Source organism: Methylobacterium hispanicum (genome assembly GCF_022179285.1).
GTDB lineage: Bacteria > Pseudomonadota > Alphaproteobacteria > Rhizobiales > Beijerinckiaceae > Methylobacterium > Methylobacterium hispanicum.
This window is the reverse complement of sequence record NZ_BPQO01000008.1, coordinates 1-25,784: the sequence shown is the minus strand read 5'-3', so window position 1 is coordinate 25,784 and position 25,784 is coordinate 1. Positions and strand designations below refer to the sequence as shown.

At 73.4% G+C, this 25,784-nt stretch carries 24 protein-coding genes and 1 pseudogene; 9 read left to right on the top strand and 16 right to left on the bottom strand.

What is annotated here, in order from left to right:
- Nucleotide 1: 1 nt before the first annotated feature.
- From MFF56_RS11100 to MFF56_RS11090, 3 genes are all read right to left on the bottom strand, one after another.
- On the bottom strand, nucleotides 2-466 hold the full coding sequence (locus MFF56_RS11100) for a DUF4381 family protein (protein WP_066920648.1): 465 nt from the start codon (nucleotides 464-466) through the stop codon (nucleotides 2-4).
- Nucleotides 467-718: 252 nt separating this feature from the next.
- Nucleotides 719-1,576 carry a DUF58 domain-containing protein gene (locus MFF56_RS11095; protein WP_238230056.1) on the bottom strand — a complete coding sequence of 286 codons (858 nt, stop codon included), beginning with the start codon at nucleotides 1,574-1,576 and terminating at the stop codon, nucleotides 719-721.
- 74 nt (nucleotides 1,577-1,650) lie between these two features.
- Nucleotides 1,651-2,667, bottom strand: a complete 1,017-nt coding sequence (locus MFF56_RS11090) for an AAA family ATPase (RefSeq protein ID WP_066925354.1) — start codon at nucleotides 2,665-2,667, stop codon at nucleotides 1,651-1,653.
- A gap of 252 nt (nucleotides 2,668-2,919) precedes the next feature.
- Here MFF56_RS11090 and MFF56_RS11085 point away from each other — a divergent pair, with 252 nt between their 5' ends.
- Nucleotides 2,920-3,630, top strand: a complete 711-nt coding sequence (locus tag MFF56_RS11085; RefSeq protein ID WP_066925351.1) for an MgtC/SapB family protein — start codon at nucleotides 2,920-2,922, stop codon at nucleotides 3,628-3,630.
- 379 nt (nucleotides 3,631-4,009) lie between these two features.
- The gene (locus MFF56_RS11080) at nucleotides 4,010-4,699 is read left to right on the top strand and encodes an SDR family NAD(P)-dependent oxidoreductase (protein ID WP_066925348.1); all 690 of its coding nucleotides are present in this window, start codon (nucleotides 4,010-4,012) and stop codon (nucleotides 4,697-4,699) included.
- 6 nt (nucleotides 4,700-4,705) lie between these two features.
- Here MFF56_RS11080 and MFF56_RS11075 read toward each other — a convergent pair whose 3' ends face one another.
- Nucleotides 4,706-5,038: a hypothetical protein gene (locus MFF56_RS11075; RefSeq protein ID WP_373324049.1), complete on the bottom strand. Its 333-nt coding sequence runs from the start codon at nucleotides 5,036-5,038 to the stop codon at nucleotides 4,706-4,708.
- Between the two features lie 336 nt (nucleotides 5,039-5,374).
- On the opposite strand from MFF56_RS11075, the gene MFF56_RS11070 reads away from it, so the two are divergent.
- Nucleotides 5,375-6,247, top strand: a complete 873-nt coding sequence (locus MFF56_RS11070) for a C40 family peptidase (protein WP_066925342.1) — start codon at nucleotides 5,375-5,377, stop codon at nucleotides 6,245-6,247.
- Here the strand turns inward: MFF56_RS11070 and MFF56_RS11065 are convergent.
- The 4 genes from MFF56_RS11065 to MFF56_RS11050 are packed head-to-tail and all read right to left on the bottom strand — an operon-like array spanning nucleotide 6,225 to nucleotide 8,997.
- The gene (locus MFF56_RS11065; protein WP_066925339.1) at nucleotides 6,225-6,695 is read right to left on the bottom strand and encodes an arsenate-mycothiol transferase ArsC; all 471 of its coding nucleotides are present in this window, start codon (nucleotides 6,693-6,695) and stop codon (nucleotides 6,225-6,227) included. The two genes, MFF56_RS11070 and MFF56_RS11065, sit on opposite strands and share 23 nt — an antisense overlap.
- Before the next feature lie 25 nt (nucleotides 6,696-6,720).
- Nucleotides 6,721-7,212, bottom strand: coding sequence for a UPF0262 family protein (locus MFF56_RS11060; protein ID WP_066925336.1), 492 nt, complete (start codon nucleotides 7,210-7,212; stop codon nucleotides 6,721-6,723).
- A gap of 13 nt (nucleotides 7,213-7,225) precedes the next feature.
- Entirely contained in the window at nucleotides 7,226-8,521 is a 1,296-nt protein-coding gene (gene hisD, locus MFF56_RS11055) for a histidinol dehydrogenase (RefSeq protein WP_066925334.1), read from the bottom strand.
- Nucleotides 8,522-8,562: 41 nt separating this feature from the next.
- On the bottom strand, nucleotides 8,563-8,997 hold the full coding sequence (locus MFF56_RS11050) for a DUF2948 family protein (protein WP_066925329.1): 435 nt from the start codon (nucleotides 8,995-8,997) through the stop codon (nucleotides 8,563-8,565).
- A gap of 249 nt (nucleotides 8,998-9,246) precedes the next feature.
- Here MFF56_RS11050 and MFF56_RS11045 point away from each other — a divergent pair, with 249 nt between their 5' ends.
- Entirely contained in the window at nucleotides 9,247-9,561 is a 315-nt protein-coding gene (locus tag MFF56_RS11045) for a hypothetical protein (RefSeq protein WP_066925360.1), read from the top strand.
- 61 nt (nucleotides 9,562-9,622) lie between these two features.
- On the opposite strand, the gene murA is transcribed toward MFF56_RS11045, so the two are convergent.
- Together murA and MFF56_RS11035 are read right to left on the bottom strand one after the other, a co-directional pair.
- Nucleotides 9,623-10,912, bottom strand: a complete 1,290-nt coding sequence (murA, locus tag MFF56_RS11040) for a UDP-N-acetylglucosamine 1-carboxyvinyltransferase (protein ID WP_066925326.1) — start codon at nucleotides 10,910-10,912, stop codon at nucleotides 9,623-9,625.
- A gap of 84 nt (nucleotides 10,913-10,996) precedes the next feature.
- A complete protein-coding gene (locus MFF56_RS11035; protein WP_066925357.1) occupies nucleotides 10,997-11,203 on the bottom strand; it encodes a hypothetical protein in 207 nt (68 codons plus the stop codon).
- A gap of 333 nt (nucleotides 11,204-11,536) precedes the next feature.
- Between MFF56_RS11035 and hemA the strand changes: the two genes are divergently transcribed.
- Nucleotides 11,537-12,832, top strand: coding sequence for a 5-aminolevulinate synthase (hemA, locus tag MFF56_RS11030; protein WP_066925323.1), 1,296 nt, complete (start codon nucleotides 11,537-11,539; stop codon nucleotides 12,830-12,832).
- Nucleotides 12,833-12,883: 51 nt separating this feature from the next.
- On the opposite strand, the gene MFF56_RS11025 is transcribed toward hemA, so the two are convergent.
- Entirely contained in the window at nucleotides 12,884-13,615 is a 732-nt protein-coding gene (locus MFF56_RS11025) for an MBL fold metallo-hydrolase (protein ID WP_066925321.1), read from the bottom strand.
- A gap of 131 nt (nucleotides 13,616-13,746) precedes the next feature.
- On the opposite strand from MFF56_RS11025, the gene MFF56_RS11020 reads away from it, so the two are divergent.
- Both MFF56_RS11020 and MFF56_RS11015 read left to right on the top strand, forming a co-directional pair.
- Nucleotides 13,747-14,301 (top strand): DUF4337 domain-containing protein, encoded by a 555-nt coding sequence (locus MFF56_RS11020; RefSeq protein WP_066925318.1) that lies wholly within the window; start codon nucleotides 13,747-13,749, stop codon nucleotides 14,299-14,301.
- Between the two features lie 99 nt (nucleotides 14,302-14,400).
- Nucleotides 14,401-15,357, top strand: a complete 957-nt coding sequence (locus tag MFF56_RS11015) for a hypothetical protein (RefSeq protein ID WP_066925315.1) — start codon at nucleotides 14,401-14,403, stop codon at nucleotides 15,355-15,357.
- On the opposite strand, the gene MFF56_RS11010 is transcribed toward MFF56_RS11015, so the two are convergent.
- A complete protein-coding gene (locus tag MFF56_RS11010) occupies nucleotides 15,358-17,700 on the bottom strand; it encodes a Tex family protein (protein WP_238230017.1) in 2,343 nt (780 codons plus the stop codon).
- 60 nt (nucleotides 17,701-17,760) lie between these two features.
- Complete coding sequence (locus tag MFF56_RS11005; RefSeq protein ID WP_066921135.1) at nucleotides 17,761-18,279, bottom strand: TspO/MBR family protein; 519 nt, start codon at nucleotides 18,277-18,279, stop codon at nucleotides 17,761-17,763.
- A 166-nt stretch (nucleotides 18,280-18,445) separates the two neighbouring features.
- Between MFF56_RS11005 and MFF56_RS11000 the strand changes: the two genes are divergently transcribed.
- Nucleotides 18,446-19,642 (top strand): trans-sulfuration enzyme family protein, encoded by a 1,197-nt coding sequence (locus MFF56_RS11000; protein WP_238230016.1) that lies wholly within the window; start codon nucleotides 18,446-18,448, stop codon nucleotides 19,640-19,642.
- Nucleotides 19,643-19,893: 251 nt separating this feature from the next.
- Here the strand turns inward: MFF56_RS11000 and MFF56_RS10995 are convergent, their stop codons facing one another.
- Nucleotides 19,894-20,928 (bottom strand): SDR family oxidoreductase, encoded by a 1,035-nt coding sequence (locus MFF56_RS10995; protein ID WP_238230015.1) that lies wholly within the window; start codon nucleotides 20,926-20,928, stop codon nucleotides 19,894-19,896.
- Between the two features lie 212 nt (nucleotides 20,929-21,140).
- Here MFF56_RS10995 and MFF56_RS10990 point away from each other — a divergent pair, with 212 nt between their 5' ends.
- Nucleotides 21,141-21,887, top strand: coding sequence for a YebC/PmpR family DNA-binding transcriptional regulator (locus MFF56_RS10990; protein WP_066926293.1), 747 nt, complete (start codon nucleotides 21,141-21,143; stop codon nucleotides 21,885-21,887).
- Between the two features lie 100 nt (nucleotides 21,888-21,987).
- On the opposite strand, the gene MFF56_RS10985 is transcribed toward MFF56_RS10990, so the two are convergent.
- Nucleotides 21,988-24,720 (bottom strand): ATP-binding protein, encoded by a 2,733-nt coding sequence (locus MFF56_RS10985; RefSeq protein WP_238230014.1) that lies wholly within the window; start codon nucleotides 24,718-24,720, stop codon nucleotides 21,988-21,990.
- 163 nt (nucleotides 24,721-24,883) lie between these two features.
- Nucleotides 24,884-25,784 (bottom strand): annotated as a pseudogene (locus MFF56_RS10980) (hypothetical protein); the annotation flags it as partial.

The window sequence follows — 25,784 nt, the reverse complement described above, 5'->3', positions numbered from 1 at the left end:
GTCAGGCCCGCATCCGGCCGATCAGGCGGCCGAGTTCCGAGTCGAGGGCTGCGGCGTCGGGCGGGGCGTGGCGGCGATAGAGGCCGTCCACCAGCACGCGGCCGGCACCCGCGCTGAACAGGTCGGTGGAAAACAGCCGGTCGAGGCGGGCCGCCCAGTCGGCGCCTTGCGCGGCGGCGGCCTCCTCGCCGAGGCGGGTGCGGGCGATCCGGCGCAGCAGGCGCGCCTGCGCCACCAGCCGGGCCTCGGGCGGCAGGTCGCGCGTCGCGGCGAGTTCGCTGAGCGCCGCCCGGCGGAGGGTGGCGCCGGCGCGGGCGCGCAGGAGGCGGACCAGCCCGACCCCGAGCGCGGCCGCGAAGCCGAGCGCGGCGGCGGCCACGACCTCGCCCTGCAGCGCACCGGCGGCGTTGCCGGGCAGGTGCAGGCCGCGGAGCTGGTCGAGGGCGGCGAGAGTTTCGGGGTTCATGGGAGGAAGCACCCGCGTTCTCCCTCCCCCCTCTGCGGGGGAGGGTACCCTGCGCAGCAGGGGGGGAGAGGGGAGCGACGCTGTAGGATTGGGCTTAGCTCTGCATGAAGGCCGCGCTCCCTCCGGCAGCCGGGCTCCCCTCTCTGCGGGACTACGTCCCGACCGACCCTCGCTGACGCGAGGGCCACCCTCCCCCGCAGAGGGGGGAGGGAGCGCGCGCGTGTCGTGCGCCGCTGCCTGTGCGAGATCGCCTCACAGCACCGCATCGAGCCGCTCCATCAGCGGGGCGTAGGCCTCCGGGCCCGCCTCGACATCGAGGCGCAGGCCCGCGATGCCGCGGCGGGCGTAGTCGGCCAGGCGCTCCTCGGCGCTCGGGTTCGGCCGTGCGCGGCGGCCCCCATCGAGCAGGCCGCGGCGCCCGTCCGGCAGGGCGAAGGGGTAGAGGCCGGCGGGCCGCGCCCGCTCGAAGGCGTCGCTGACGAGGATCAACCGGATGGCGATCCGCTCGGCCGCCAGCGTCAGCAGGGGCTCGAAGTCCGGGCCCGGCGCGTCGAGCGCGCTCGCGATGACGAGATGGCCGCCCGAGGGCAGCAGGCTCGCCGCCACGGTGACGAGATCCGCCAGCGGCGGGTCCGCCGTGTCGGGGGCTGCGAGCGCCTGCGCGTGCGCGAGGGCGAGCGCCCCCGTCACCGCGGTCATCGCGCGCTCGCCGCCGGCCGGGCGGAGCGCGGTGGGCTCGCCCGCGCGCCCCGCCACGAGGCCGACGCGGCCGCCGTCGCCGACCACGCGCCAGCCGAGCAGGGCCAGCGCCTCGGCGGCCGCGACCGAGCGCAGGGTGCGGCGGGTGCCGAACAGCATCGAGGGCCGGAAGTCGGCGAGCAGCACCACGGCGCGGTCGCGCTCGTCGTGGTGGGTGCGCGTGTGGAGTTGGCCCGTGCGGGCGGTGGCGTTGCGGTCGATGTGGCGCATGTCGTCGCCCTCGGACCAGAGCCGCACGTCGTCGGGCTCGGAACCGCGCCCGCGCCGCCGGGTGACGATGCCGCCGGGCAGGCCCGCCAGCGTGCGGGTGACGGGCGCCGAACCCCGGCGCGCGAGGTGGCGCAGGCCCATCAGCGCCTCGCCCGACAGGTGGATGCCGGGATCCTCCGGAGCGTCCGCCCTGCTGTCCGTCCTCTGCGCCACCCCTAGAGCGCCCGCACCCGCTGCAGGAGGCCGGCGACGATGCTGCGCGTCGTGCGGCCCTCGGCGGCGGCCCGCCAGGTCAGGCCGATGCGGTGGGAGAGGGCGTCGGCGGCGAGTTCCGCGATGTCCTCGGGCACGACGTGGTCGCGCCCGTGCAGGTAGGCGCGCGCCTTGCCCGCGAGCATCAGCGCGAGCGTCCCGCGGGGCGAGGCCGGGTGCTCGATCGCCGCGCGCAGGTCCGGCGCCGCCGCGTCGGTGCGCGTCGCCGCGACGAGCCGGACCAGGTAGTCCTTCAGCGCGGGCGAGACGTAGGTGGCGAGCGCGGCGTCCCGCGCGGCGCGCACGTCGTCGAGGCTGAGCTTGGCCGGCATCGCCTCGGCGTGGTGGGTCAATTCGCCCTCGACGAGGTCGAGGATGCGCCGCTCGGCGGCCTCGTCGGGCATCTCGACCACGACGTGGAGCAGGAAGCGGTCGAGTTGCGCCTCCGGCAGCGGGAAGGTGCCCGCGTGCTCGATCGGGTTCTGGGTCGCCACCACCATGAAGGGATCGGGCAGTCGATGGGTGTGGCCCGCCACCGTGATCTGGCCCTCGGCCATGGCCTCGAGCAGCGCCGACTGCACCTTGGGCGGGGCGCGGTTGACCTCGTCCACGAGGATCAGCGCGTGGAACAGGGGGCCGGCCAGGAACTCGAAGGTGCCCGCGTCCTGGCGCCAGACCGTGGTGCCGGTGAGGTCGGCGGGCATCAGGTCCGGCGTGCACTGCACCCGGGCGAAGGAGCCGTCGAGCCCGTCCGAGAGGCGCTTGACCGCCCGCGTCTTGGCCAGCCCCGGCGCGCCCTCGATCAGCAGGTGGCCGCCGGTGAGCAGCCCGATCAGCAGGCGCTCGACGAGGCGGTCCGCGCCGATCAGCCCGTGGAGGAGCCCGTCGCGCAAGGCCAGGATGCGGGCGCGCAGCGCCTCGTCCGCGGCGGGACGCTCGGCGGGTTGCGAGAGGCGGGCGGCGAGACCGGTGCCGCTCATGCGCAGGGGGCTCCCGCCGGCGCGACCGGGCGATGCGTCATCGGACGATGCGTCATTCTTGGCCGTCTCCTCGCTGCGCCGCTCGGCGGGCGCCGGACTCTTAGTCGGTCCATAGGAAGCCGGTGTGCCCGCCGGACCGGGGAAGCGTCAATCCCGACAACCCTGGATCGTGCCCGGATCGTGCCGACGCGGGCAATTTGCCCTAGAGGCGACCGTCACGGTTCCGTCATCGGCCCCTGTCTAGGACGCCCCATGATCGCGCTCACGCCCCTTCCCGAGACCGTCAACTCCGCCATCAGCCTCGTCACGGCCTTCGGGCTGGGCACGCTGATCGGCGCGGAGCGGCAGTATCGGCAGCGCAACGCGGGGCTGCGCACCACGGTACTGGTGGCGCTGGGGGCGGCCGCCTTCGTCGATCTCGGCATGCGGCTGACCGGGGGCGAGGGCGCGACGCGCACCGTGGCCTACGTGATCTCCGGCATCGGCTTCCTGGGCGCGGGCGTAATCATGAAGGAGGGCATGAACGTGCGCGGCCTCAACACGGCCGCGACGCTCTGGTGCTCGGCCTCCGTCGGCGCCTTCGCGGGGGCGGACCTGCCGCTGGAGGCCTGCTTCGTCACCGCGGCCGTGCTCGCCTGCAACACGCTGCTGCGCCCGCTCGTCAACGCCATCAACCGGGCCCCGATCCGCGAGGACCAGACCGAGGCGACCTACGAGGTGCAGGTGACGACCGCGACCGGGGCGGCGGGGCCTGCCCGCGACCTCTTGGTCGAGCGGCTGGAGGCGGCGAGCTATCCGGTGCGCGGTGTCGAGGTGGTGGAGCGTGGCGAGGACGCCGTGGACGTGGTGGCGACGCTGCTCGCCGACGCGGTCGAGGGTGGGGAACTCGACGCCGTCACGGACGACCTCGCCCGCGACCCGCGCATCCGCCACGCCACGTGGTCGGTGCGGGCGGCGGATTGAGGCCGACGATCGGCCTCCGATTCATCCGCGCCGTTTTCCCGGACGCCCGGAGCGTCAGCGGAGGGTGATCCGGGATCCAGCACAGGAAGTCGCGAAGTGTCCGCTCTTTGCGACGTTCCAGAAGGTAGAGCCGCTTCGCGGCACTGGGCTCGCTGGATCCCGGATCACCTTCCACTGCGTTCCAGGCGTCCGGGAAAGGGACGGCGCTTTATCGTTATGGTCGGCTGAGGGGCTACCGATCACAGCCGGCTGGCCCCCTTAATCCCCCGCTCAGCGTGCGCGGGCACACGCGCCGCGCGGACGAGGCCTTCACCGGTTCCCCTCCGTGACCGACCTCGCCCCTGAAAGCGGGCCGCCGGGCGCCCGCCGGAGAACCTCCATGAGCGACACCTCATCCAAGCGCGCCCTGATCGTCGGAGCCTCGCGCGGGCTCGGCCTCGGCCTCGCCGAGACCCTGCTGCAGCGGGGCTGGGCCGTCACCGCCACGCAGCGGAAGGCCGGCTCCGACCTGGAGAGGCTGAAGGCCGACCGCCTCACCGTCGAGACGGTCGACATCGACGACGACGCGGGCGTGGCCGCCCTGCACGAGCGGCTCGGGCCGCAAGCCTACGACCTGATCTTCGTGGTGGCGGGCGTGGCCACACAGGCGCACGATCCGGCCCACGCCGTGCCCCGGGACGTGGCCGCCCAGGTCTACCTGACGAACGCGATCAGCCCGATCCGCTTCGCGGAAGCCTTTCGCGACCGACTCGCGCCGGGCGGCAGCCTCGCGCTGATGAGTTCGGTGCTGGGCAGCGTCGGGCTCAACGAGTCGGGCGGCTGGGAGACCTACCGGGCCAGCAAGGCGGCGCTGAACACCCTGGCGCGCAGCTTCGAGATCCGCCACCGGGAGAGCGGGATCAGCGTGTTCCTGGTCCATCCGGGCTGGGTCCGCACCGACATGGGCGGCGCGGAGGCCGACATCGACGTGGCGACCAGCGTCGCCGGCATGGCGGACGCGATCGAGGCCCGGCTGGGCGAGCTGGGCGTGGCCTATTTCGACTACCGGGGCGAGACGCTCGCCTGGTAGGGCCGGTCAGCGGCGCGGGTCGAGGGGACGGCCGCGCCGCTCCACCACCACGGGCGCCCGGGTGCGGCGCTCGACGATCACGGTGCGGGGCGCGCGGCTCGGGCTGCCGGGGCTCATGATCCGCTCCGGAACCCGCTCGGGCTTCCGGCGTGAGGCGGCGACCACGTGCGGGCGCACCTCGTCGGCCGGCAGGCCGATCAGCCCGCAGGCGATCTCCACCTGCTGCTCGAGATCGTCCGCCAGATCCTGGGCGGCGGCGACCGCCTCGGCGACGGTCGGCGGCTCGCGACGGACCCGGATCGGTGGCAGGTCAGCGAAGCTCTTCGGCGATTTCTTCACGGCACGGCTCGCATGGTTCATGGGCCGAACATAGGATGCTGCGCCGGATTGTGCACCGCATCAAAGTGGAAGGAAAGACGTTTTCGCATGCATGGCGCTTGGCTCGGCTCTTGCCCCTCGGCAGGGCAGCGTCGCGACCGGCCCGGAGTTAACTTATGTTGCGGGGGTGCCGAATGTCTCGGCCTGTGCGCCGCCGCATCGCCCCGGGACGACGCTCCCGCGTCGGCTGGTCCCGGTAACGGGTCAACAACCCCGCCGAGGGATCGTTCATCGCCCGCGCCACCGAACCGCCCCGAATCGAGCGAATCACGTTCGTTCCCGCTCCCGGAAGATCCCATGCCGCTCGATCCGCGCCTCACCCCCGCCCGCCCGGACCTCGCCGACCTCGCGCTCCGCGGCCGGGTCGAGGCCGCGCGCTACGTCGCCGGCGAGCCGCGCCGCGTCGTCGCGCCCTCGGCGCCCCTGCGCCGGGCCCCGTCCGCGGAATCCGGCATCGATACCGAGGCGGTGCTGGGCGACGCCGTGACGCTCTACGAGGCGCGCGACGGCTTCGCCTGGGTCCAGCTCGTCCACGACGGCTACGTGGGCTACCTGGCGGCCGACAGCCTCGGCCCGGCCGACCCGGCGCCGACCCACCGCGTCGCGGCGCTGCGGACCTTCCTCTACCCTGCCCCGGACCTGAAGCGTCCGGCCCGCGCCCATCTCGGGCTCGGCTCCGCGCTCGTCGTCACGGGCGAGGCGGGGGATTACCTGGAGGTGCCGGGCGGCTACGTCTTCGCCGGCCATTGCCGTCCGGTCGATGCGGTCGAGCCGGATTTCGCCGGCACGGCCGAGCGCCTCGTCGGGACGCCCTATCTCTGGGGTGGCCGCACGACGCTCGGCCTGGACTGCTCGGGGCTGGTCCAGCTCTGCCTGGAAGCCGCCGGCCTGACCTGCCCGCGCGACGCCGACCAGCAGGAGCGGGCGCTGGGCGACGCCTTGCCGGACGACGCCTCGTCGGACGATCTCGCGGACCTGCGCCGGGGCGACCTCGTGTTCTGGCGCGGCCATGTCGGGATGATGCTCGACGCGAGCCGCCTGATCCACGCCAACGGCCACCACATGGCGGTGGCGGTCGAGCCGCTGCGAACGGCCGTCGCGCGCATCCGCGAGAAGAGCTACGGGCCGATGACGTCCGTGCGGCGGATCACGCCTTCAACCGGCTCTTGATCCGCCGCACCAGCCCGTCGCGCACGTCGCGGTAGGCGTCGAGCCGCTGCTCGCGCGAGACGTCGTAGAAGTTGGTGGGGTCGGGCGTCGGCCAGTATTCCACGTCCGCCGCGAGGGTGCGGGTCAGTTCCAGCGCCGCGTGGTGCGCTTCGGGGGCGAGGGTGACGATGAGGTCGAAGTTCAGCCCCTCCCACTCCTCCAGCTGCTCGACCGTGCGGGGGCGGTGCTTCTTCGCGTCGATGCCGATCTCGTCGAGGACGCTCACCATGAAGGGATCGACCGGCTCGCCCTCGCGCACGCCCGCCGACTGCACGTAGATCGACTTGCCGAAATAGTGGCGCGCGATCGCCTCCGCTGCGGGCGAGCGCACGGCGTTGAAGTTGCACATGAACAGGACCGACTGGACCCGTTTCTTCCGTGGGCCGAGGCCCGGCGCGGTCTCGTCCATCGGAGCCTAGCCCCGCCCCACGCCGTCAGCCCTTCCAGTGCAGGGCGAAGATCAGGGTGAAGAGCCGCCGCGCGGTGTCGTGGTCGAGGTCGACCTTGCCGTCGAGGCGCTGCTTCAGGGTCTCGGACGCCTCGTTGTGCAGGCCCCGCCGGCCCATGTCGATCGCCTCGATCTGCGTCGGCGAGGCGGTGCGGATCGCGTTGTAGTAGCTCTCGCAGATCATCTCGTAGTCGCGGATCACCCGCCGGAAGGGGGTGAGCGAGAGGAGATGCGTCATCACCGGCTCGCGGGCCTCGTTGCCGATCGCGAAGGAGAGCTTGTTCTCGACGAGGCCGAGATGGAGCCGGTACGGCCCCTCGTCCCGGCCCGGAATGACGAACTGGTTGTCCTCCAGGATGTCGAAGATCGCGATGGCGCGCTCGTGCTCCTGGTCCGGGTTGCCGCGGCCGATCGAATCCTCGTCGAGCGTCACCGCGACGAGACGGTGCGGCGAGCGCTCCTTCCTGGCCTCCGACATCGTTAAGCCTGCCTCACAGGTTCAGCCGGATCGCGACGGAGCGGGCATGGCCCTCCAGGCCCTCCGACCGGCCGAGGTTTATCGCCGCCGGGCCGAGCGCCCGCAAGCTCTCCGGCGTGCAGGCGAGGATGGTGGTGCGCTTCATGAAATCGAGCACGCCGAGGCCGGAGGAGAAGCGGGCCGAGCGGGCGGTCGGCAGCACGTGGTTCGGGCCGCCCACGTAGTCGCCGATCGCTTCCGGCGTGTGCGAGCCGAGGAAGATCGCGCCGGCGTTGCGCACCTTCGCGGCGAGCGCTTCCGCGTCCTGCGTCTCGATCTCCAGGTGCTCGGGGGCGAGGCGGTCGGTGAGCGGCACCGCCTCGTCGAAGTCGCGCACCCGGATGATCGCGCCGTAGTCGCGCCAGCTCGCCCGCGCGATCTCCTGGCGGGGCAGGGTGGTGAGCGCCCGCTCGACCGCCACCTCGACGGCCTCGGCCAGCGCCGCGCTGTCGGTGATCAGGATGGCCTGCGCCGCCGTGTCGTGCTCGGCCTGGGCCAGCAGGTCGGCGGCGATCCAGTCCGGGTTGGCGTGGTCGTCGGCCAGGATCAGCACCTCCGAGGGACCGGCGATCATGTCGATGCCGACCTGCCCGAAGACCCGCCGCTTGGCCGCCGCCACCCAGGCGTTGCCGGGGCCGACGACCTTGGCAACCGGCGCGATGGTCCGGGTGCCGTAGGCGAGCGCCGCGACGGCCTGGGCGCCGCCGACGCGGTAGACCTCGTGCACGCCCGAGAGGTGGGCGGCGGCCAGCACCAGCGGGTTCATCCGTCCTTCCGGCGCGGGCGCCACCATGACGATGCGCGGAACGCCCGCCACGCGCGCCGGCACCGCGTTCATCAGCACGGAGGAGGGGTAGCTCGCGGTGCCGCCCGGCACGTAGAGGCCGACCGATTCGAGCGCCGTCCAGCGCCAGCCCGCGGTGACGCCGAGCGCGTCGGTCTCGCGGTGGTCGGCGGGTACCTGGGCCCGGTGGAAATGCTCGATCCGCTCCGCGGCGAGGGTCAGCGCCTCGATCTGGTCGGCCGGGCAGGCCGCGACGGCTTCAGCGATCTCCGCGTCCGTGACGCGCAGGCTACCCTCGGTGAAATCCTCGCCGAGTCGGTCGAAGCGGCGGGTGTAGTCGACGAGCGCGGCATCGCCCCCCGCCACCACGCCCGCGATGATGCCGCGCACGACCTCGTCCACATCCTCGGCGATCTCGCGCTTCACGGTGAGCAGGCGCGCGAAATCATCGGCGAAGGTCGGGGCGGAGCTGTCGAGACGAACCATGGACCCGTGTCGTTTCGTGTTGGGGAAGCCGGTGATGAGGATCAGGCCGCGTCGTCGTGGCCGGGCCGGCTCTCGGCCTCCCAGACCGGGCCGAGATCCTTCATCTGCACCTCGACGCACTCCACGTCGAGCCGGATCGCGGCGTTCCCTGAGAAGATCAGCGTCACGGTGCCGGAGGGCGGCTCGGTCGGCGCGAAGGTGACGGCGAGGAGGTTCAGCGCCGTGTCGGCGTTGCCGCCCGGCGCGATGCCGCGGGTGCGCACGCCGAGCACCCGCTCGAAATGCACGCCCGTGAGGCGGCGCCGCTCCGGCTCGCCTGGGCCGACCGACCAGTCGAAGCGCCGCGCCACGAGCACGAAGCGGTGCTCGGCCGCCAGATAGGTCAGGTCGCCGGCCCGCAGGACCGCGTCCTGCAGGTGGGCCGAGATCACCGTGAGATCCTCGGCGTCGAGGGCGGCGAGCTTCAACAGCTCCATGCGGGCACCTTGGCTGGATGGCGGATCCGGCCGGATCGGGTGATCGGCCGGATGGTAAATTTCACGTGAAACGCTGCGGGGTAGGTAGCGACCGGGAGGGTGATCGACAACGGGCAGGCGTGCGGAGCGCCCCGCCCACGGCGGACGTGGCCGAAAAGTCCGCCCGTAGGATCAGGTACCGTTCAGGCGGCGCTCTATATGCCCGGCCCACGGACACGAAGGTTCGAGGAGACCAGACCGGTGACGCGCATCACGCTCGCGGCTCTCGCCGCCCTGACGCTGGGAACGACGCTCGCCGCCGCGCCGGCGCGCGCGCAGTACTACGACGACGGCCCGCGCCGCTACGACCGGGGCTACGAGGACCGTTACGACCGCTACGAGCGCCGCCGCCGGGACGACTATTACGAGGACCGCTACGAGCGCCGCCGGGATTTCGGCCGGCGCGGGGGCAGCATCTGCGTGACCTCGCGCGGCAACTGCCCGACCCGCCCCGCGCCGTTCAACGCGCCTTGCGGCTGCGAGATTCCGGGCTTCGGCTTCAAGCGCGGCGCGATCGGCGGCTGAGGATCGGCACAAGGCACGAACGCGGGAAGGCACCCGAACCGGTCGGGTGCCTTCTTCGTGCTCAGGCCCGCACGCGCTCGATCCGCGCGCCGCAGCGGCCGAGCTTGGCCTCCAGCGCCTCGAAGCCGCGGTCGAGGTGGTAGACCCGGTTGATCTGGGTCTCGCCCTCGGCGGCGAGCCCGGCGATCACCAGCGAGACCGAGGCGCGCAGGTCCGTGGCCATCACGGGCGCGCCCTTCAGGCGCTCGACGCCCTCTACGATCGCGGCGTCGCCGTCGAGGCGGATCTTGGCGCCGAGGCGGGCGAGTTCCTGCACGTGCATGAAGCGGTTCTCGAAGATCGTCTCGCGGATGCGGGAACTCCCCTTGGCCAGCGTCATCAGCGCCATGAACTGCGCCTGCAGGTCGGTGGGGAAGCCCGGGAAGGGATCGGTGGTCACGTCCACCGCCGCGATGCCGGCGCCGTTGCGGCGCACCCGGATCCCGTCCGGCACCTGCGTGACCTCGGCGCCGGTGGTGGCCAGCACGTCGAGGGCCGCGTGCAGCAGGTCGGAGCGGGTGTTCTCCAGCACCACGTCGCCGCCCGTCATCGCCACCGCCATGGCGTAGGTGCCGGTCTCGATCCGGTCGGGCAGCACCTCGTGGCGGGCGCCGTTCAGGCGGGCCACGCCCTCGATCTCGATGCGCGGCGTGCCCGCGCCCTTGATGCGCGCGCCCATCTTGGTCAGGCACTCGGCGAGATCGACGACCTCGGGCTCGCGGGCGGCGTTCTCGATCACGGTGGTGCCGTAGGCGAGCGCCGCCGCCATCAGGGCGACGTGTGTTCCGCCGACCGTGACCTTCGGGAAGCTGATCTCGGCGCCGCGCAGGCCGTTCTTGGTCTTGGCCACCACGTAGCCGCCGTCGATGTCGATCTGCGCGCCGAGCCGCTCCAGCGCCATGATCAGCAGGTCCACGGGCCGCGTGCCGATGGCGCAGCCACCCGGCAGCGAGACCTTGGCCTCGCCGAACCGGGCGAGCAGCGGCGCCACCACCCAGAAGCTCGCCCGCATGGTCGAGACCAGCTCGTAGGGCGCGGTCGTGTCGATGACGTTCGAGGCGGTGAGCCGGACGGTCTGGCCGGTCTCGGTGGTCTGGCCCGGGCGCTTGCCGACCACCGTCTGATCGACGCCGTGGTTGCCGAGGATGCGGGTCAGCGCGTTGATGTCGGCGAGGCGCGGCACGTTGACGAGTTCGAGCGTCTCGCCGGTGAGCAGGCTCGCGATCATCAGCGGCAGCGCCGCGTTCTTGGCGCCCGAGATCGGGATGGTACCGTGCAGCTCGGTGCCACCGGTGATGTGGATGCGGTCCATGCTCGTTCCCTGGGCCGCCCCGCGGGTTCGCGCGGCGCCTATCGTTCCGTCGGGCGCGACCGTGCGCCCAGGCTTGGCCGCAGGCTATAGTCCAGTTTTGTCGGAATCGGGACCGCTCCCGGACGCATCGGCGCCCGGCGAATCATCCAGGGTCCGCGGGCCGGCCGCGCCGGTCGCCCCGCTCCGCTCCTTGCCCTGCTCCTTGCCGCGCTCCTGCGCCTTGCGCCGCCGCAGGTTGTCGCGCAGCGCCGCCTTCAACCGTTCCGCGCGGCTCTCGCCTGTATCCGCCATCGTCATCCCGCCCTTGCGTGCCCGGAACGAGGTTCGCGCGCGGCGCATCGTCACCCTGGAGCCGCTCTTCCGCCCTGCACAGGGCAGGAATGTTAGAACTCACCTTGAACCCATTCCAGATCCGCCTGTATCTTCCGCCCCGACAGCGCCCGAAGACGCTGCCGCGAGAACGCTCAAGGAAACCGCCAGCCCGCGTCCGGAACCGTCTCCAGGGTTCAGCGGACGTCAATCCAAACGTCCGATGCTCGCCGGAGGCCCGAACGGGTCTCGCGTGCCGAACGATCCCGCGCATCGACGGCCCGTCCGTCCGTGCCAGCCACCCGAAGGATCCTCATGCCCGTGACCCGGATGCCCGCTGCCCCGAAGACCGCATCGTCCGGACCCGGCATCAGGACCGATTTCGAGGGCTACTTCCGCGCCGCGCTGGACAAGCTGCACGGCGAGCGCCGCTACCGCGTCTTCGCCGACATCGAGCGCGTGGCCGGCCGCTTCCCGCAGGCGAACTGGCGCCGCCCGGACGGCTCGACCCGCGAGATCACCGTGTGGTGCTCGAACGACTATCTCGGCATGGGCCAGCACCCCGAGGTGGTGGGCGCCATGACCGAGACGGCCCGGCGCTGCGGCGTCGGCGCGGGCGGCACCCGCAACATCGCGGGCAACAACTCGCCGCTGGTCGATCTCGAGCGCGAGCTCGCCGATCTCCACGGCAAGGAGGCGGGCCTCGTCTTCACCTCGGGCTACGTCTCGAACCAGGCCGGCATCTCGACGATCGCGAAGCTGATCCCGAACTGCCTGATCCTGTCGGACGCCTTCAACCACAACTCGATGATCGAGGGCGTGCGGCACTCGGGGTGCGAGAAGCGCATCTTCCGCCACAACGACCTCGCGCATCTCGAGGAACTGCTGGTCGAGGCCGGCGACCGGCCCAAGCTCATCGTGTTCGAGTCCGTCTACTCGATGGACGGCGACGTGGCGCCGATCGGCAAGATCTGCGACCTCGCCGACCGCTACGGCGCGATGACCTACCTGGACGAGGTCCACGCGGTCGGCCTCTACGGCGAGCGCGGCGCCGGGATCGCCGAGCGCGACGGCGTGATGCACCGGGTCGACGTGATCGAGGGCACGCTCGCCAAGGGCTTCGGCTGCGTCGGCGGCTACATCACGGGCTCGGCGGCCGTGCTCGACGCGGTGCGTTCCTTCGCGGCCGGCTTCATCTTCACCACGGCGCTGCCGCCGGCTGTGGCGGCGGCCGCCCGCGCCTCGGTGCGCTACCTCAAGCGCTCGCAGGTCGAGCGCGAGGCGCACCAGCGCCAGGCGGCGCAGACCAAGGCGGCGCTCGAGGCGGCGGGCCTGCCGGTGCTGCACACAGAGACCCACATCGTGCCCGTGATGGTGGGCGACGCCGAGCTGTGCAAGGCGGCCGCCGACCACCTGCTGGAGTGCCACGGCATCTACATCCAGCCGATCAACTACCCGACCGTGCCGCGTGGGACCGAGCGCCTGCGCATCACGCCCTCGCCGTTCCACGACGCGGCGCAGATCGAGAAGCTCACCGCGGCGCTGGCCGAGACCTGGGACGCGCTCGACCTGCCGCGCGCCGGCACGGTCTTCGTCGAGGCGGCGGAGTAGGGCGCGGGTCGTCCCGCCCCCCCCGCAGAGGGGGGAGGGCGGAAGACGCGATCAGAGCTCCAGCACCAGCCCGTCCTCGGCCGCAATGTAGCCGTCGGCCGGGTGCGCGATCATCTCGGGGCTCATATGCGTGAGCATGAGCCGCCTCGGGGCGATCTCGGGCAGGTTGCGGTTGAGCGTCGCCCAGTCGAGGTGGAACCTGACCGGGCGCGCCACCGTGTAGCCCTCGGCGATCATCAGGTCGGCGCCGCGCCCGGCCGGGATCAGGGCGTCCACCCACTGCGTGTCGCCCGTATAGGTCAGCACCCGGCCCGCATGGGCGAGCCGCAGGGCGTGGGCGGGCGCGCCGGAGGGATGCTCGACCGCGAAGGCTTCCACCCCCACCCCGCCGACCGTCGCCGGCTCGCCGGCCGCGATCTCCCGCACCTCCACCGCGAAGGCCCGCTCGGCCGTGCTGGAGCCCGGGAACAGCACCTCCATGGCGGCCGGAAGCCGCTCCCGGATCCCGGGCGGCCCAACGATCGTCAGGGGCGCCGTGCGCCGGCTGACCAGCTGCCCGTCGAGGATCAGCCAGGGCAGGCCGCCGAAATGGTCGCCGTGCAGATGGCTGAGGAACACCGTGTCGATCCCGTTGGGATCGACGCCGAAGCGGCGCATGGCGATCAGCGCCGAGGCGCCGCAATCGATGAGGAAGCCGGTGCCGTCCCCCGCGACGTGGAAGCAGGTGTGGAGGCGCCCGCCCGAGCCGAAGGCGTCGCCGCAGCCGAGAACCGTGAGTCGCATCGCCGAGCACCTCCCCGTCCGTCACCAACGCGGCGATGCAGGCCCGCGCTCCCGCGGCTCCCCCTCGGCTGTTGCACCGCGGCACGCGATGCGCTGTAGCTCCCCCGCTCACGAATCAGGGGGGATGGTGCATGTCGGGCGGTCACGGGGCGATCGAGGGTTCGAACAAGCGGGTGGCGCTGCTGATCTCGGTGCTGGCGCTGTTCCTGGCCTTCAGCGAGACGCTGGGCAAGGCGGCCCAGACCGAGGCGATCGGCGCCAACATCGAGGCCGCCAACCAATGGGCCTTCTTCCAAGCGCGCACCATCCGCAGCACGGTGCTGAAGACCGCCGACGAGATGGTCGCGCTCGCCCCCCCGGGGCCGAACCAGGACGCGGTGCAGGCCAAGCGCGCCGAGTGGGCCAGGACCATGGCGCGCTGGGACTCGGAGCCGGCCACCGGCGAGGGCCGCAAGGAACTCGCCGAGAAGGCCAAGCTGAACCAGGAGAAGCGCGACCTCTCGCTCCACCGCTACCACCACTACGAGCTGGCCTCGGCGGCCTTCCAGATCGGCATCGTGCTGGCCTCGGCCCAGGTGATCACCGGGATCGTGGCGCTCGCCGTCGCGGGCGGCCTGCTCGGCGCGGCCGGCGCGGTGATGCTGGGATTCGGCTTCCTGGCGCCGCACGCGCTGCACCTGTTCTGAGGGCGCCCACCCACAGCAACCGGGGGTGGTCTTAACGGAGCCTTCACGGGCCTCGGGCCGCATGGTCGGATGACCCGAACCGCATCCGGACACCGTCTCGTGCGCAGGTGTCTCGCCCCGGCCCTGCTCCTCCTCGGCTGCGCCTCCGCCGCCGCGGCGCAGGCCTCCCCGTTCCGCGACGCCCTCGCGGCGGCCGGCGGCTGCGGCCGGCACCGCGCGCTCGCCGCCGACCGGCTCGGACCGCTCGGCGGCGGTCCGACCGCCGGCCCGCGCTCCGGCGAGGGGGGGGACGTCGATCTGTTCGGCAAGGCCGCGGAGGCGTGGAGCGAGGCCGAGATCCGCGACGCCCGCGCGGCCTACGCGGCCTGCGAGGCGCGGGCGACCGGCACCCGTGCCGATCCCGAGCTGATGCGGCGGTTCGAGTCCGCCCTGCGCCGGGCGGTGATCATCGCCCGCGCCCGCGGGCCGGCGGAGGAGGTCTCCGAGGCCCCCTCGCAGCGGGCGGCCGACGGGAGCGCCCGGACGGCGCCGGGCCGGGCGGGAGACGGCCTGCGCCGGAGCCCCGCCTTCGTTCCCGCCAGGGCCGGGGCGTCCCCGCCCGATCCGGGCCGGCAGGCCGCGGAGGTCTTTCGCGATGCGGAGCGGCTCGAAGGGACCGGGAGCCCGGTCGCCGCGTCCGGGATGCCGACCGCCGCGGCGGAGGCCGTGGGGGCCGGGCCGAGTCCGGAGCGCGGTGCGCGCCTCGCCCTCTCGGCGGCCTTCGGGGCGCCGCGGAGCGCGGCCCTCGCGTCCGACGCGGGCGAGCCGAAGTCCGGGGGTGGGCCGAACTGCGCCGTCAGCCGGCGCAGCTTCGAGTTGCTCCAGGCGGACATGCGGATGCCGGAGGTCGAGAGCCTGCTCGGCTGCCGCGGCGCGAGCGAGGGCAGCGCGACCATCCCGGGGCTCGGCGCCTTCGAGACCTACGGCTGGAGCGACCGCGGCGGGACCTTCTCGGTCACGCTGGTCTTCCAGGGCGGGCGCCTGAGATCGAAGGTCCAGCGCGGGCTCGCCAACTGATCAGCCGCCCCGCGGCTTGCCCTCGGCCGCGCGGCGCAGGGCGTCGGCCAGCGCGCCCGCGCGCTCGGACCTCGGCGCCTGCGGGCGCCCGGAATCGTGCGGGCGCCCGGGAGCGGGCGGGCGGGGCGCCGGCCGGCCCGTGGCCTGCGACGGACCCTCGCGGCGCGCGGGGCGCTCCGCCTCGTCCGAGCGCATGCTGAGGGCGATGCGCTTGCGGGCGGCATCGACCTCCAGCACCCGCACCTGCACCACGTCGCCGGGCTTCACCACCTCGCGCGGGTCCTTCACGAAGCGGTCGGCCAGCATCGAGATGTGCACCAGCCCGTCCTGGTGGACGCCGACATCCACGAAGGCCCCGAAGGCCGCGACGTTCGTCACCACGCCCTCCAGACGCATCCCGGGGCGCAGGTCGCCGATCTTCTCGACGCCGTCCGCGAAGGCCGCGGTGCGGAAGCTCGGGCGCGGGTCGCGGCCGGGCTTCTCCAACTCGGCGATGATGTCGGTGACCGTCGGCAGGCCGAAGCTCTGGTCCACGAAGGCGCTCGGTGCGAGGCCGCGCAGCGTGGCGCCGTCGCCGACGAGCGCCGCGACCGGTTTGCCGGTCGCCGCCAGGATCTTCTTGACGACCGGGTAGGCTTCCGGGTGCACGCCGGACGCGTCGAGCGGATCCTCGCCGCCGCGGATGCGCAGGAAGCCCGCCGCGAGCTCGTAGGCCTTCGGCCCGAGCCCCGGCACCTTGCGCAAAGCGGCCCGCTTGGCGAACGGCCCGTTGGCGTCGCGGTGGACGACGATGTTCGCGGCGACCCGCTCGGAGAGGCCGGAGACGCGGGCGAGGAGCGGCGCCGAGGCGCTGTTCACATCGACGCCGACGCGGTTCACGCAATCCTCCACCACGGCGTCGAGGGAGCGGGCGAGCTTCCCCTCCGCCAGATCGTGCTGGTACTGCCCGACGCCGATCGCCTTCGGCTCGATCTTCACCAGTTCGGCCAACGGATCCTGCAGCCGCCGGGCGATCGAGACGGCGCCGCGCAGGGTCACGTCGAGGTTCGGCAGCTCGGCCGAGGCGTAGGCGGAGGCCGAGTAGACCGAGGCGCCGGCCTCGGACACCAGGACCTTGGTGAGCTTGGCGTCGGGCAGCTTGGCGACGAGTTCGGCCGCGAGCCGGTCCGTCTCGCGGGACGCCGTGCCATTGCCGATCGCGATCAGCTCGATCCTGTGGGCGAGCACCAGCTTGGCCAGCGCGGCCAGCGCCCCGTTCCAGTCGCGCCGCGGCTCGTGCGGGTAGATCGTGTCGGTCGCCACGACCTTGCCGGTCGCGTCCACCGCCGCGACCTTCACGCCCGTGCGGTAGCCGGGGTCGAGCCCGAGGGTGGGCCGGGCGCCCGCCGGGGCGGCGAGCAGCAGATCGCGCAGGTTGCGGGCGAAGACCGTGACGGCGCCCTCCTCGGCGACCGCCCAGAGGCGGGCGCGCAGATCCGTGTCGGTGGCGGGTTTCAGGCGCTTGCGCCAGCACTGTCGCACGGTGTCGAGGAGGAAGCGGTCGCCCGGCCGGCCCCGGTCCGCGACGCCGAGCGCCTGCGCGATGCGGGCCTCCTGCCAGCCAAGGGCGCCGGGCCGAGGCTCCTCGGCGTCGGCGATGTCGAGGTCCAGCACCTCCTCCTTCTCGCCCCGGAACAGGGCGAGGATACGGTGCGAGGGGAGCTTGGTCAGGGGCTCGGAAAAGTCGAAATAGTCGGCAAACTTCTCGCCGGCCTCGCGCTTGCCCTTGCGCACGGCCGCGGTCATGCGGCCCCTCTGCCAGCCGGACTCGCGCAGCGCTCCAACGAGTTCGGCTCTCTCGCAAGCGCGCTCGATCAGGATCGCACGCGCGCCCTCCAGCGCAGCCTCGGGGTCCAGAACTTCCTCGTTGCCGGCAAACTTTTTGGCCTGCGCGGCCGGGTCCAGGTCCGGCCGGGCGAGCAGGGCCTCGGCCAGGGGCTCCAGCCCGGCCTCGCGGGCGGCAAGCGCCTTGTTGCGGCGCTTGGGCCGGAACGGCAGGTAGAGGTCCTCGAGCCGGGCCTTGGTGTCGGCCCGGGCGATCCGGGCGGCCAGCTCCGCGTCGAGCTTGCCCTGCTGGCGGATGCTGTCGAGGATCGCGGCCCGGCGCCCTTCGAGGTCGCGCAGGTAGGCGAGGCGCTCCTCGAGCGTGCGCAGTTGCGCGTCGTCGAGCGCGCCCGTCGCCTCCTTGCGGTAGCGGGCGATGAACGGCACCGTGGCCCCGCCGTCGAGGAGATCGACCGCCGCCCTCACCTGGGCCTCGGCCACGCCGAGTTCCGCCGCGATGCGCCCGTTGATGCCGCTCATGGTCCCTCCCTGGATTCCGGGCGGGTGTGGCGCCGGCCTCGGGGAGGCGTCAACCCGGCCTCAGTTGAGGCGCAGGATCGCGGCGTTGAGCAGGCTCGCGAAGGCAACCCAGCCGGCATAGGGAACGAGGAGCCACGCCGCGACCCGGTCGAAGCGCCAGCTCAGCCGGATGGTCCAGAGCACCATCACGAGGAGGGCCACCACGACAACGAGGGCAACCCCGATCGCGTGCGCGCTGAAGAAGACCGGCGTCCAGGCGGCGTTCAGCGCGAGCTGGACCGCGAAGGCCAGGACGGCGAGCCACCAGCCCTGCCGCGCGGGCCCGGTGCGCGGCCTCGCGCCGAGGAGCCGCCAGGCCGAGACGGCGATCATCGTGTAGAGGATGGTCCAGGCGACGGGGAAGACCCAGTTCGGCGGGTTGAAGCCCGGCTTGTTCAGGCCGGCGTACCAGCCGGGGATCTCCGCCTGCGTCGAGGCGGAACCGAGCGCGGCGGTGGCGGCGACCGGCAGGATCGCGGCGGCGAGCCGCAGCCAGGGGCGCAGGGCCGGCTCTTCGGGCAGGTGGAGGGCGGTGGTCATGGTGGTGCCGCTCGCGAAAAGGCGTCTCGAAGGCCGTCCGGAAGACCGTCCGCCGACGGTCGCCCGCCTTGCGGTTCCGACCCGGATCGTGTCAGGCGCCGTCCCTGCCACCACCTAGCGCGCCGACCGGCGCTCGGGCAGGGGCCAGGAGCGACGGGAGACCGCCATGTCACGGACCAACGCGCCGGCCGGCCCCGAGGATGCGGGCGAGCCGATCGCGGCCTTCTCCCGCCGCAGCCGCGCCGCGCAGGCTATGGGGCGGATCGATCCGGTCACTCGGGGCGTGGTGCCCCCGCTCCACGTCGCCACCACCTTCATCCGCGATCCCGACAACGCCTACTCGTCGGGCTTCTCCTACGCCCGGCCGGACAACGCCACGGTGCGGGAGGCCGAGGCCGTGCTGGCGATGCTGGAGGAGGCAGGCGCCGGCGCGCTGCTGTTCGGCTCCGGCATGGCGGCGGCGACCGCCGTCTTCGGCGCGCTGGAGCCCGGCGACCACGTGGTGGCGCCGAACGTGATGTACTGGGCCCTGAAGCGCTGGCTGCGCGAGGAGGGGCCGCGCCGCGGCCTCGCGGTCGATTTCACGGACGCCGAGGATCCCGGGCGCCTGCGCGCCGCCGTGCAGCCGGGGCGCACGAAGCTCGTCTGGATCGAGACGCCCGGCAACCCGCTCTGGACCGTCACCGACATCGCGGGGGCGGCCGAGATCGCGCACGCGGCGGGCGCCCGGCTCGCGGTCGATTCCACCGCCGCCTCGCCGGTCCACACCCGGCCGCTCGCGCTCGGCGCCGACATCGTGATGCACTCCGGCACCAAGATCCTGAACGGGCACTCGGACGTGGTGGCCGGCGTGCTCGCCGCGCGCGAGGCCGACGCCTTCTGGGCGCGGGTCGGCGCGATCCGGGCGAGCGGGGGCGCGATCCTCGGACCGTTCGAGGCCTACCTGCTGATGCGCTCGCTGCGCACCCTGCACCTGCGCGCGGAGCGGCAGGCCGCGGGTGCGCTGGCGCTCGCGACCCGGCTCGGCGCCCACCCGCACGTCGCCCGCGTGCTCTATCCGGGCCTGCCCGACGATCCCGGCCACGCGGTCGCCGCCCGGCAGATGGAGGGCGGGTTCGGCTACATGCTGTCGATCCGGGTGCGGGGCGGGGAGGGGGCGGCGATCGCGACCGCCGTCCGGGTCGCGCTGTGGAAGCGGGCGACCTCGCTCGGCGGCGTCGAGAGCCTGATCGAGCACCGCGCCTCGGTCGAGGGGCCGGGCACGCCCTGCCCGCCCGACCTCCTGCGCCTCTCCACCGGCATCGAGGATCCGGACGACCTCTTCGCCGATCTCGACGCGGCGCTGCGGGCGGCCCACGGCTGAACAGAAGTGGGTGACGAGGTCTCGAACATCACCACCCTTTTCCCGGACGCCCGGAGCGATAGCGGAGGGTGATCCGGGACCCGGCACGGGAAGGCGCGAAGCGTCCGCCTGCGACACCGGTGTCGGAGATCGAGCCGCTTCGCGGCGCTTCTTTTCTGGATCCCGGATCACCGTCCACTTCGTTCCAGGCGTCGGGGAAAAGGTGAGTGGTTCATCCGCGTGGATCGGCGAAGTCCTATGGACCCGGCTCCTCAGCGCCGCTCCACCCGCCGCCGCCCCTCCGAGCGCCCGTGCGCCTCGGTGGCGAAGAGCGTCGCGCCGGCCACCGCGCCGAGCGCGGCGGCGAGGCCGAGCTTGAGCCAGCGCGGGCTCGCGGCCACGACCGTGTCGCGCGAGCGCGCGTCGAAGCGGCCGTGCGCGCCGGGATCGGTGTCGACCGGCTCGTAGAGGTTGTCGGGGCGGTCCCTGTCGGCACGCATGTCGGTCATCTCCCCGTGATAGCCGTTCCGGGCGAGGTAGTGGTCGATCCAGCCCGGGATCAGCATATTGCCGAGGATCGCCTTCCAGGCCGAGGCGCCGATCCAGAGCTCGCGCGGCGCCTCGTGCGCCGCCCGGTAGACGTGCCGGGCGATCGCCTCGGGCTGGTAGATCGGCGGCACCGGTTCGAGCTTGCGCGGCAGGCGGGAGCGCGCCCAGTCGAATTGCGGCGTGTTGACCGCGGGCAACTGCACCATGGTGAGCCGAACCCGGCTGCCGTCGTGCAGCAACTCGCTGCGCAGCGAGTCCACGAAGCCGCGCACGGCAGCCTTGGCGGCGCAGTAGCTCGCCTGGAGCGGGATCGAGCGGTAGGCGAGCGCCGAACCGATCTGCACGATGGTGCCCCGGTCGCGCGGCACCATGTGCTTCAAGGCGGCCAGCGTGCCGTGCACCTGCCCCAGATAGGTCACCGCCGTGACGTGCCGGAACTCCTCGGGCGGGGTCTCGCGCACGGGCGCGTAGACCGTCACCATCGCGTTGTTCACCCAGACGTCGATGCCGCCGAAGAACGCGGCGATCTCGTCGGCCGCCCGCTCGACCTGATCCGCCTCGGCGACGTCGACCGCGAAGGCGAGCGGCGTGCCGCCGGCCCGCCGCACCTCGTCGGCCGCCCCGCGCAGGCCCGCCTCGCCGCGGGCGATCAGGCCGACGTTCCAGCCGTGGCGCGCGAATTCCCGGGCGATGGCGCGGCCCACGCCCGCGCTCGCTCCCGTGACCACGACGGTGCGTCCCCTGTCTCGTCCGGGCATCGCTCTCCCCGCATCCCCCCGCGGCCCCCCGGGCCGCTCCGGAGCGGGAACGCCCGACATCCCCGATCTTTCCCCCACGCCGATCTCGGACGGGGAGGGGGCCCGCGTTGCCTCTGCGCGGAGCACCGGCCTATAACCGGCCGATTCGCACCCGTGCGGCGTCGAGGGCCCGGGATCCGGTCTCTCCGCCGCGGCAGACAGCCCGAAGAGACATGGCCGGCCATTCCCAGTTCAAGAACATCATGCACCGCAAGGGCCGCGTCGATGCGGTCCGCTCGAAGGTGTTCGGCAAGCTCGCCCGCGAGATCACGGTGGCGGCCAAGCTCGGCACGCCGGACCCGGCGATGAACCCGCGCCTGCGGGCGGCCATCCTGGCCGCCCGCGCCGAGAACATGCCCAAGGACAACATCGAGCGCGCCATCAAGAAGGCGGCGGGCGCCGAGGGCGAGAACTACGAGGAGATCCGCTACGAGGGCTACGGCCCGGGCGGCGCCGCGCTGATCGTCGAGGCGCAGACCGACAACCGCAACCGCACGGCCTCCGACGTGCGCTCGGCCTTCACCAAGTCCGGCGGCAGCCTCGCGGAGACGGGCGCGGTGGCCTTCATGTTCGACCGGGTCGGCGTCATCGCCTTTCCGGCCTCGGTCGCCGACGCCGACACGATGCTGGAGGCGGCGATCGAGGCGGGCGCTGACGACGTGCGCTCGGACGAGAACGGCCACGAGGTGACCTGCGCGCAGGACGCCTACGGCGAGGTCGGCAAGGCGCTGGAAGCCCGCTTCGGCGAGCCCGCCCGCACGGGCCTCGTCTGGAAGGCCCAGAACACGATCGATGTCGACGACGAGACCGGCGAGAAGCTGGTCCGCCTCGTCGAGGTGATCGAGGACCAGGACGACGTGCAGAACGTCTACGTCAACTTCGCGCTCTCCGAGGCGCTGATGGCCAAGCTCGAGGCCTGAGCGGCCGGGACCGCCTCTCCCCGCGCGCCGGGAGAGGCGGTTGTCTCGTACGGGATCCGAAGGACCGGACGCTTCGACCGGATCCCGGAAACCAGAGCCCTCAGCCCGCCGCCCGGTGCGCCACGGCCGGTGCGGCCTCGAGGCTGTCCGCGTAGCGGTCGAGCGCCTCGAGCGTGGCCGCGAAGATCGCCGAGACGCGCTCCGCCGTCCCGGCCGGGGGCAGGTCGCCCGCCTCGCGCGCCGCGTGCTCGATCCCGCCGAGGTCGGCCGCGAGCGCCGCCGCGCCGATGTTGGCGCTCATCGACTTGAGCCCGTGCGCGGCGCTGGCCACCGCCCGCGGATCGCCCGCGGCGAGAGCCTGCGCCAGCGCCTCCAGCGCCGCCGGACCCTGGCGCGTGTAGAGGCCGAGCACCCGCCCGAAGAAGGCGCCGTCGCCCATCTCGCGCAGGCCCTGCAGGACCTGCGCGTCGAGGAGCTGTGCGTCGAGGGGCGTGTCGGGCGCGGCCGAGGCCGCGGCGCCGTCGCGGGCGGCCCGCGCGGGCGCGCCCTGCGTGCCGGGCGCCAGGATGCCGCCGAGCAGCGCGGCGAGCTGGGCCAGGGTGAAGGGCTTGGCGAGCGCCCCGTCCATGCCGGCCTCGCGCCAGGCCACGGCGCCGTCGCCGACGACGTGGGCGGTGAGCGCCACGATCGCCACGCGCGGGAGGCCCTCCGCGGCCTCGCGCGCGCGGATGGCGCGGGAGGCCGCGAAGCCGTCGAGCACCGGCATGTTGCCGTCCATCAGGATCAGGTCGAAGGGCGTCTCGGCCTGGGCGAGCACCGCCGCCGCGCCGTCCTCGACGCCGACGACCGCGGTGACGCCGCAGCGCGCCAGCGCCTCGACCGCGACCTCGCGGTTGACCGCGCTGTCGTCGGCGACGAGCACCCGCGCGCCCGGGAATTGCGGCAGCGCCTGCGCGGCCTGCGCGGCTCCCACTGCCGCGGCTCCCTGCGCGAAGGGCTCGCCCGTCGCGAGCGCGGCGAGGGTGGCGCGCCACTCGCTCTGCACCACGGGCCAGCGCAGGAGCTCGTCCGCGAGCCCGGCCCGCAGGGCCTCGGCACCGGCCGGCTCGCCCATCGGGCAGAGCGCGACCACCCGGCCGGCCCCGCCCGGCCGCATCCCGGCGCGCAGCAGCGCCGCGGCGTCGGCGATCCGCGCCGGCGCGTCGGCGGGCCCGGGCGCGAAGCCCGCCGCGGCGAGGCTCGCGGCGAGCGCCGCCTCGGTCGCCGAGCCGAGGCCGACGAGGGCGATCGCGGCGGGCACGGCCGCGCCCCGCCGGATCGCGGGCGCCGCCTCCGCCTCCGAGACCGGGATCCGCGCCCAGAAGGTCGAGCCCACCCCGACCCGGCTCTCGACGCCGACCGCCCCGCCCATCGCCTCGACGAGCCGCTGGGCGATCGAGAGGCCGAGGCCGGTGCCGCCGAAGCGGCGGGTCGTCGACTGGTCGGCCTGGGAGAAGGCCGCGAAGATCGTCGGCAGCGTGTCGGCCGGGATGCCGATGCCGGTATCCTCGACGCGGATCAGCAGGGTGCGGCCCGCATCCTCCATGCCCATCCGCACCAGCACGTGGCCGCTTTCCGTGAACTTCAGGGCGTTCGACACGAAGTTGCCGAGCACCTGCCCGAGCCGCACGGGATCGCCCGGCATGCGGCGCGGCACATCGGGTTCCACGCTCGCCGCGAGGTCGAGCCCCGCGCCGCGCGCCCGCTCGCCGAACAGGGTCACGACGGTGTCGGCGACCTCGCCCGGATCGACCGGGATCCGCTCCAGTTCCAGCTTGCCCGCCTCGACCTTCGCGAAGTCGAGGATGTCGTTGATGATGGCGAGCAGGGACTGCCCGGAGCGGGCGATGACCTCGGCGTAGCGGCGCTGGCGCGGGGGCAGGTCGGTGCCGGCGAGGAGTTCCGCCATCACGAGCAGGCCGTTCATCGGCGTGCGGATCTCGTGGCTCATCGTGGCCAGGAAGGTCGATTTGGCGGCGTTGGCGGACTCGGCCGCCAGCATCGCCTCGCTGAGGTCGAGGGTGCGGACGCGGACCTCCTCCTCGAGCTTCGCGCCGTGCTCGGCCAACTGCCTGTCGCGCTCGTTCACGGCGCCGAGCAGCGCGTTGAAGGTGCCGGCCAGCGCCCCGACCTCGTCGTCGCCCGCGATCGCGGCGCGCCGCGTGTAGTCGTGCTGGAGCCGCACCGCGTCCATGGTGGTGGCGAGTTCCGCCAGCGGGCGCGTCACCGAGCGCTGCAGCCGGGCCGAGACGGCGAGGCCCACCACCAGCGCGAGCAGGCCCGCGAGCCCCGCGCTCAGGGCCACGCCGCCCACGCGCTCGGCGAGGTCGCCCGTCTGCGCCACGAGGACGACGCGGCCGATATCCCGGGCGTTCTCCTGCACGGGCGCGCTCAGGCGCAGCGTCCGGGTGAAGAGCAGGTCCCAGAGCCCGAGCTCGGCCTGCCCGTCGAGGTCGATGTCGCGGGCCAGCCGCAGGCCGACGCCGTGCTCGGCCATCACCGAGCCGTCCGGGCGCTCGATCGCCGCGTAGACGATCCTGTCGTCGCGGGCGATCGCCAGCAGCGCCGTCTCCGCCCCGGTCTCGTCCCCCGCCGCGACGGCCTGGACGCTGGCGGCGGCCGACACCCGGGCGAGCGCACCCAGATAGGCCCGCTTCTCGGCGGCGTAGCGATCGACCTCGCGCCAGACGGAGAGCGCCGTGGCGACGACGAGCGCCACCGCGACCGCGCCGATCACCGCCCAGGCGAGCCGCCCGGCGAGCGAGCGGCGCGGATCGAGCGAGCCGAGACGCATGATGGGGTTCCCTCTCCGTTGGGCGGATCGTCAGGCCGCGACCGGGCAGGCGACGGCGGGCGGCTCGCAATCGGGCAGGCGCTTCAGCGCCTGCCGCGCCGCGAGGTCGTCCGTCTTCGAATCGTCGGGGATCAGCGCGCGCATCGAGGGTCCCGGAAGAGCGCTACTGGCTCAGCATCAGCCGGCCCGAGAGCGGCCCGACGCCCTTGGGCACCGGCACGCTCGTCTGGTCGTAGTTGGCGTTCAAGTAGAGGTTCGGTCCCTCGTAGAGGTTGACCTGCCGGGCCACCACGACGGTGTAGGCGGACCGGTCCGCCACGGGCTTGTCGGCGTCGATCACCACCCGGCCGGCGGGCAGGTAGATGGTGCCCAGCATGGTGCGGGCGTTGTCGCTGATGATGCGGTAGGTCCGCATCGGCTGGGCGGCACCGAGGAGCGGCGGCGTCGGCGTCGGCGGCAACTCCTCGTCGGTCACCAGACCAGTGGCGAGGCCGGTCACCCCGCCGACGACGTTGCCCACGACGCCGAGCAGGGTCGCCACGGGATCGACCGGGTTGTTGACGCCGCGCTCCTCCATCATCAGCAGCCCGGCCATCACGCCGCTGGCGGGGGCCGCAAGGCTCACCGTGCTGCCCTTGCTGAACAGCAGCCCGGCCCTGTCCCCGGTGAAGTAGAACGCCACGCCGTCGCCGGAGACCGAGGCCTTCTGATCGACGACCAGGGGGCCGTCCTTCATCACGTAGATCCCGGGCCGCAGCGTCACGGTGGCCTTCTTGGTGATGCGCAGGCCGCCGCAATAGGTGCCGGGCTCGAGCGCGACGCTCTGATCGACCTCGTTCCTGCTGGTGTCGCCCCGCTTGTTGGCGGATGTCGGAATGGAGAGACAGGAGCCGATCGGCGGCGCGGGCCGGTCCTTGAGCGGATCCTCGATCACCGGGCATCCGGTCTGGGGTGGGGGGGCGAAGTTGGCCCGCAGGCCGAGATAGCCGCCGGCCGAGCAGATCGTGTCGGCGCGCGCCATCGCGTTGTCGCCGCCCACCATCCCGGAGACGTTGGCCGAGTTC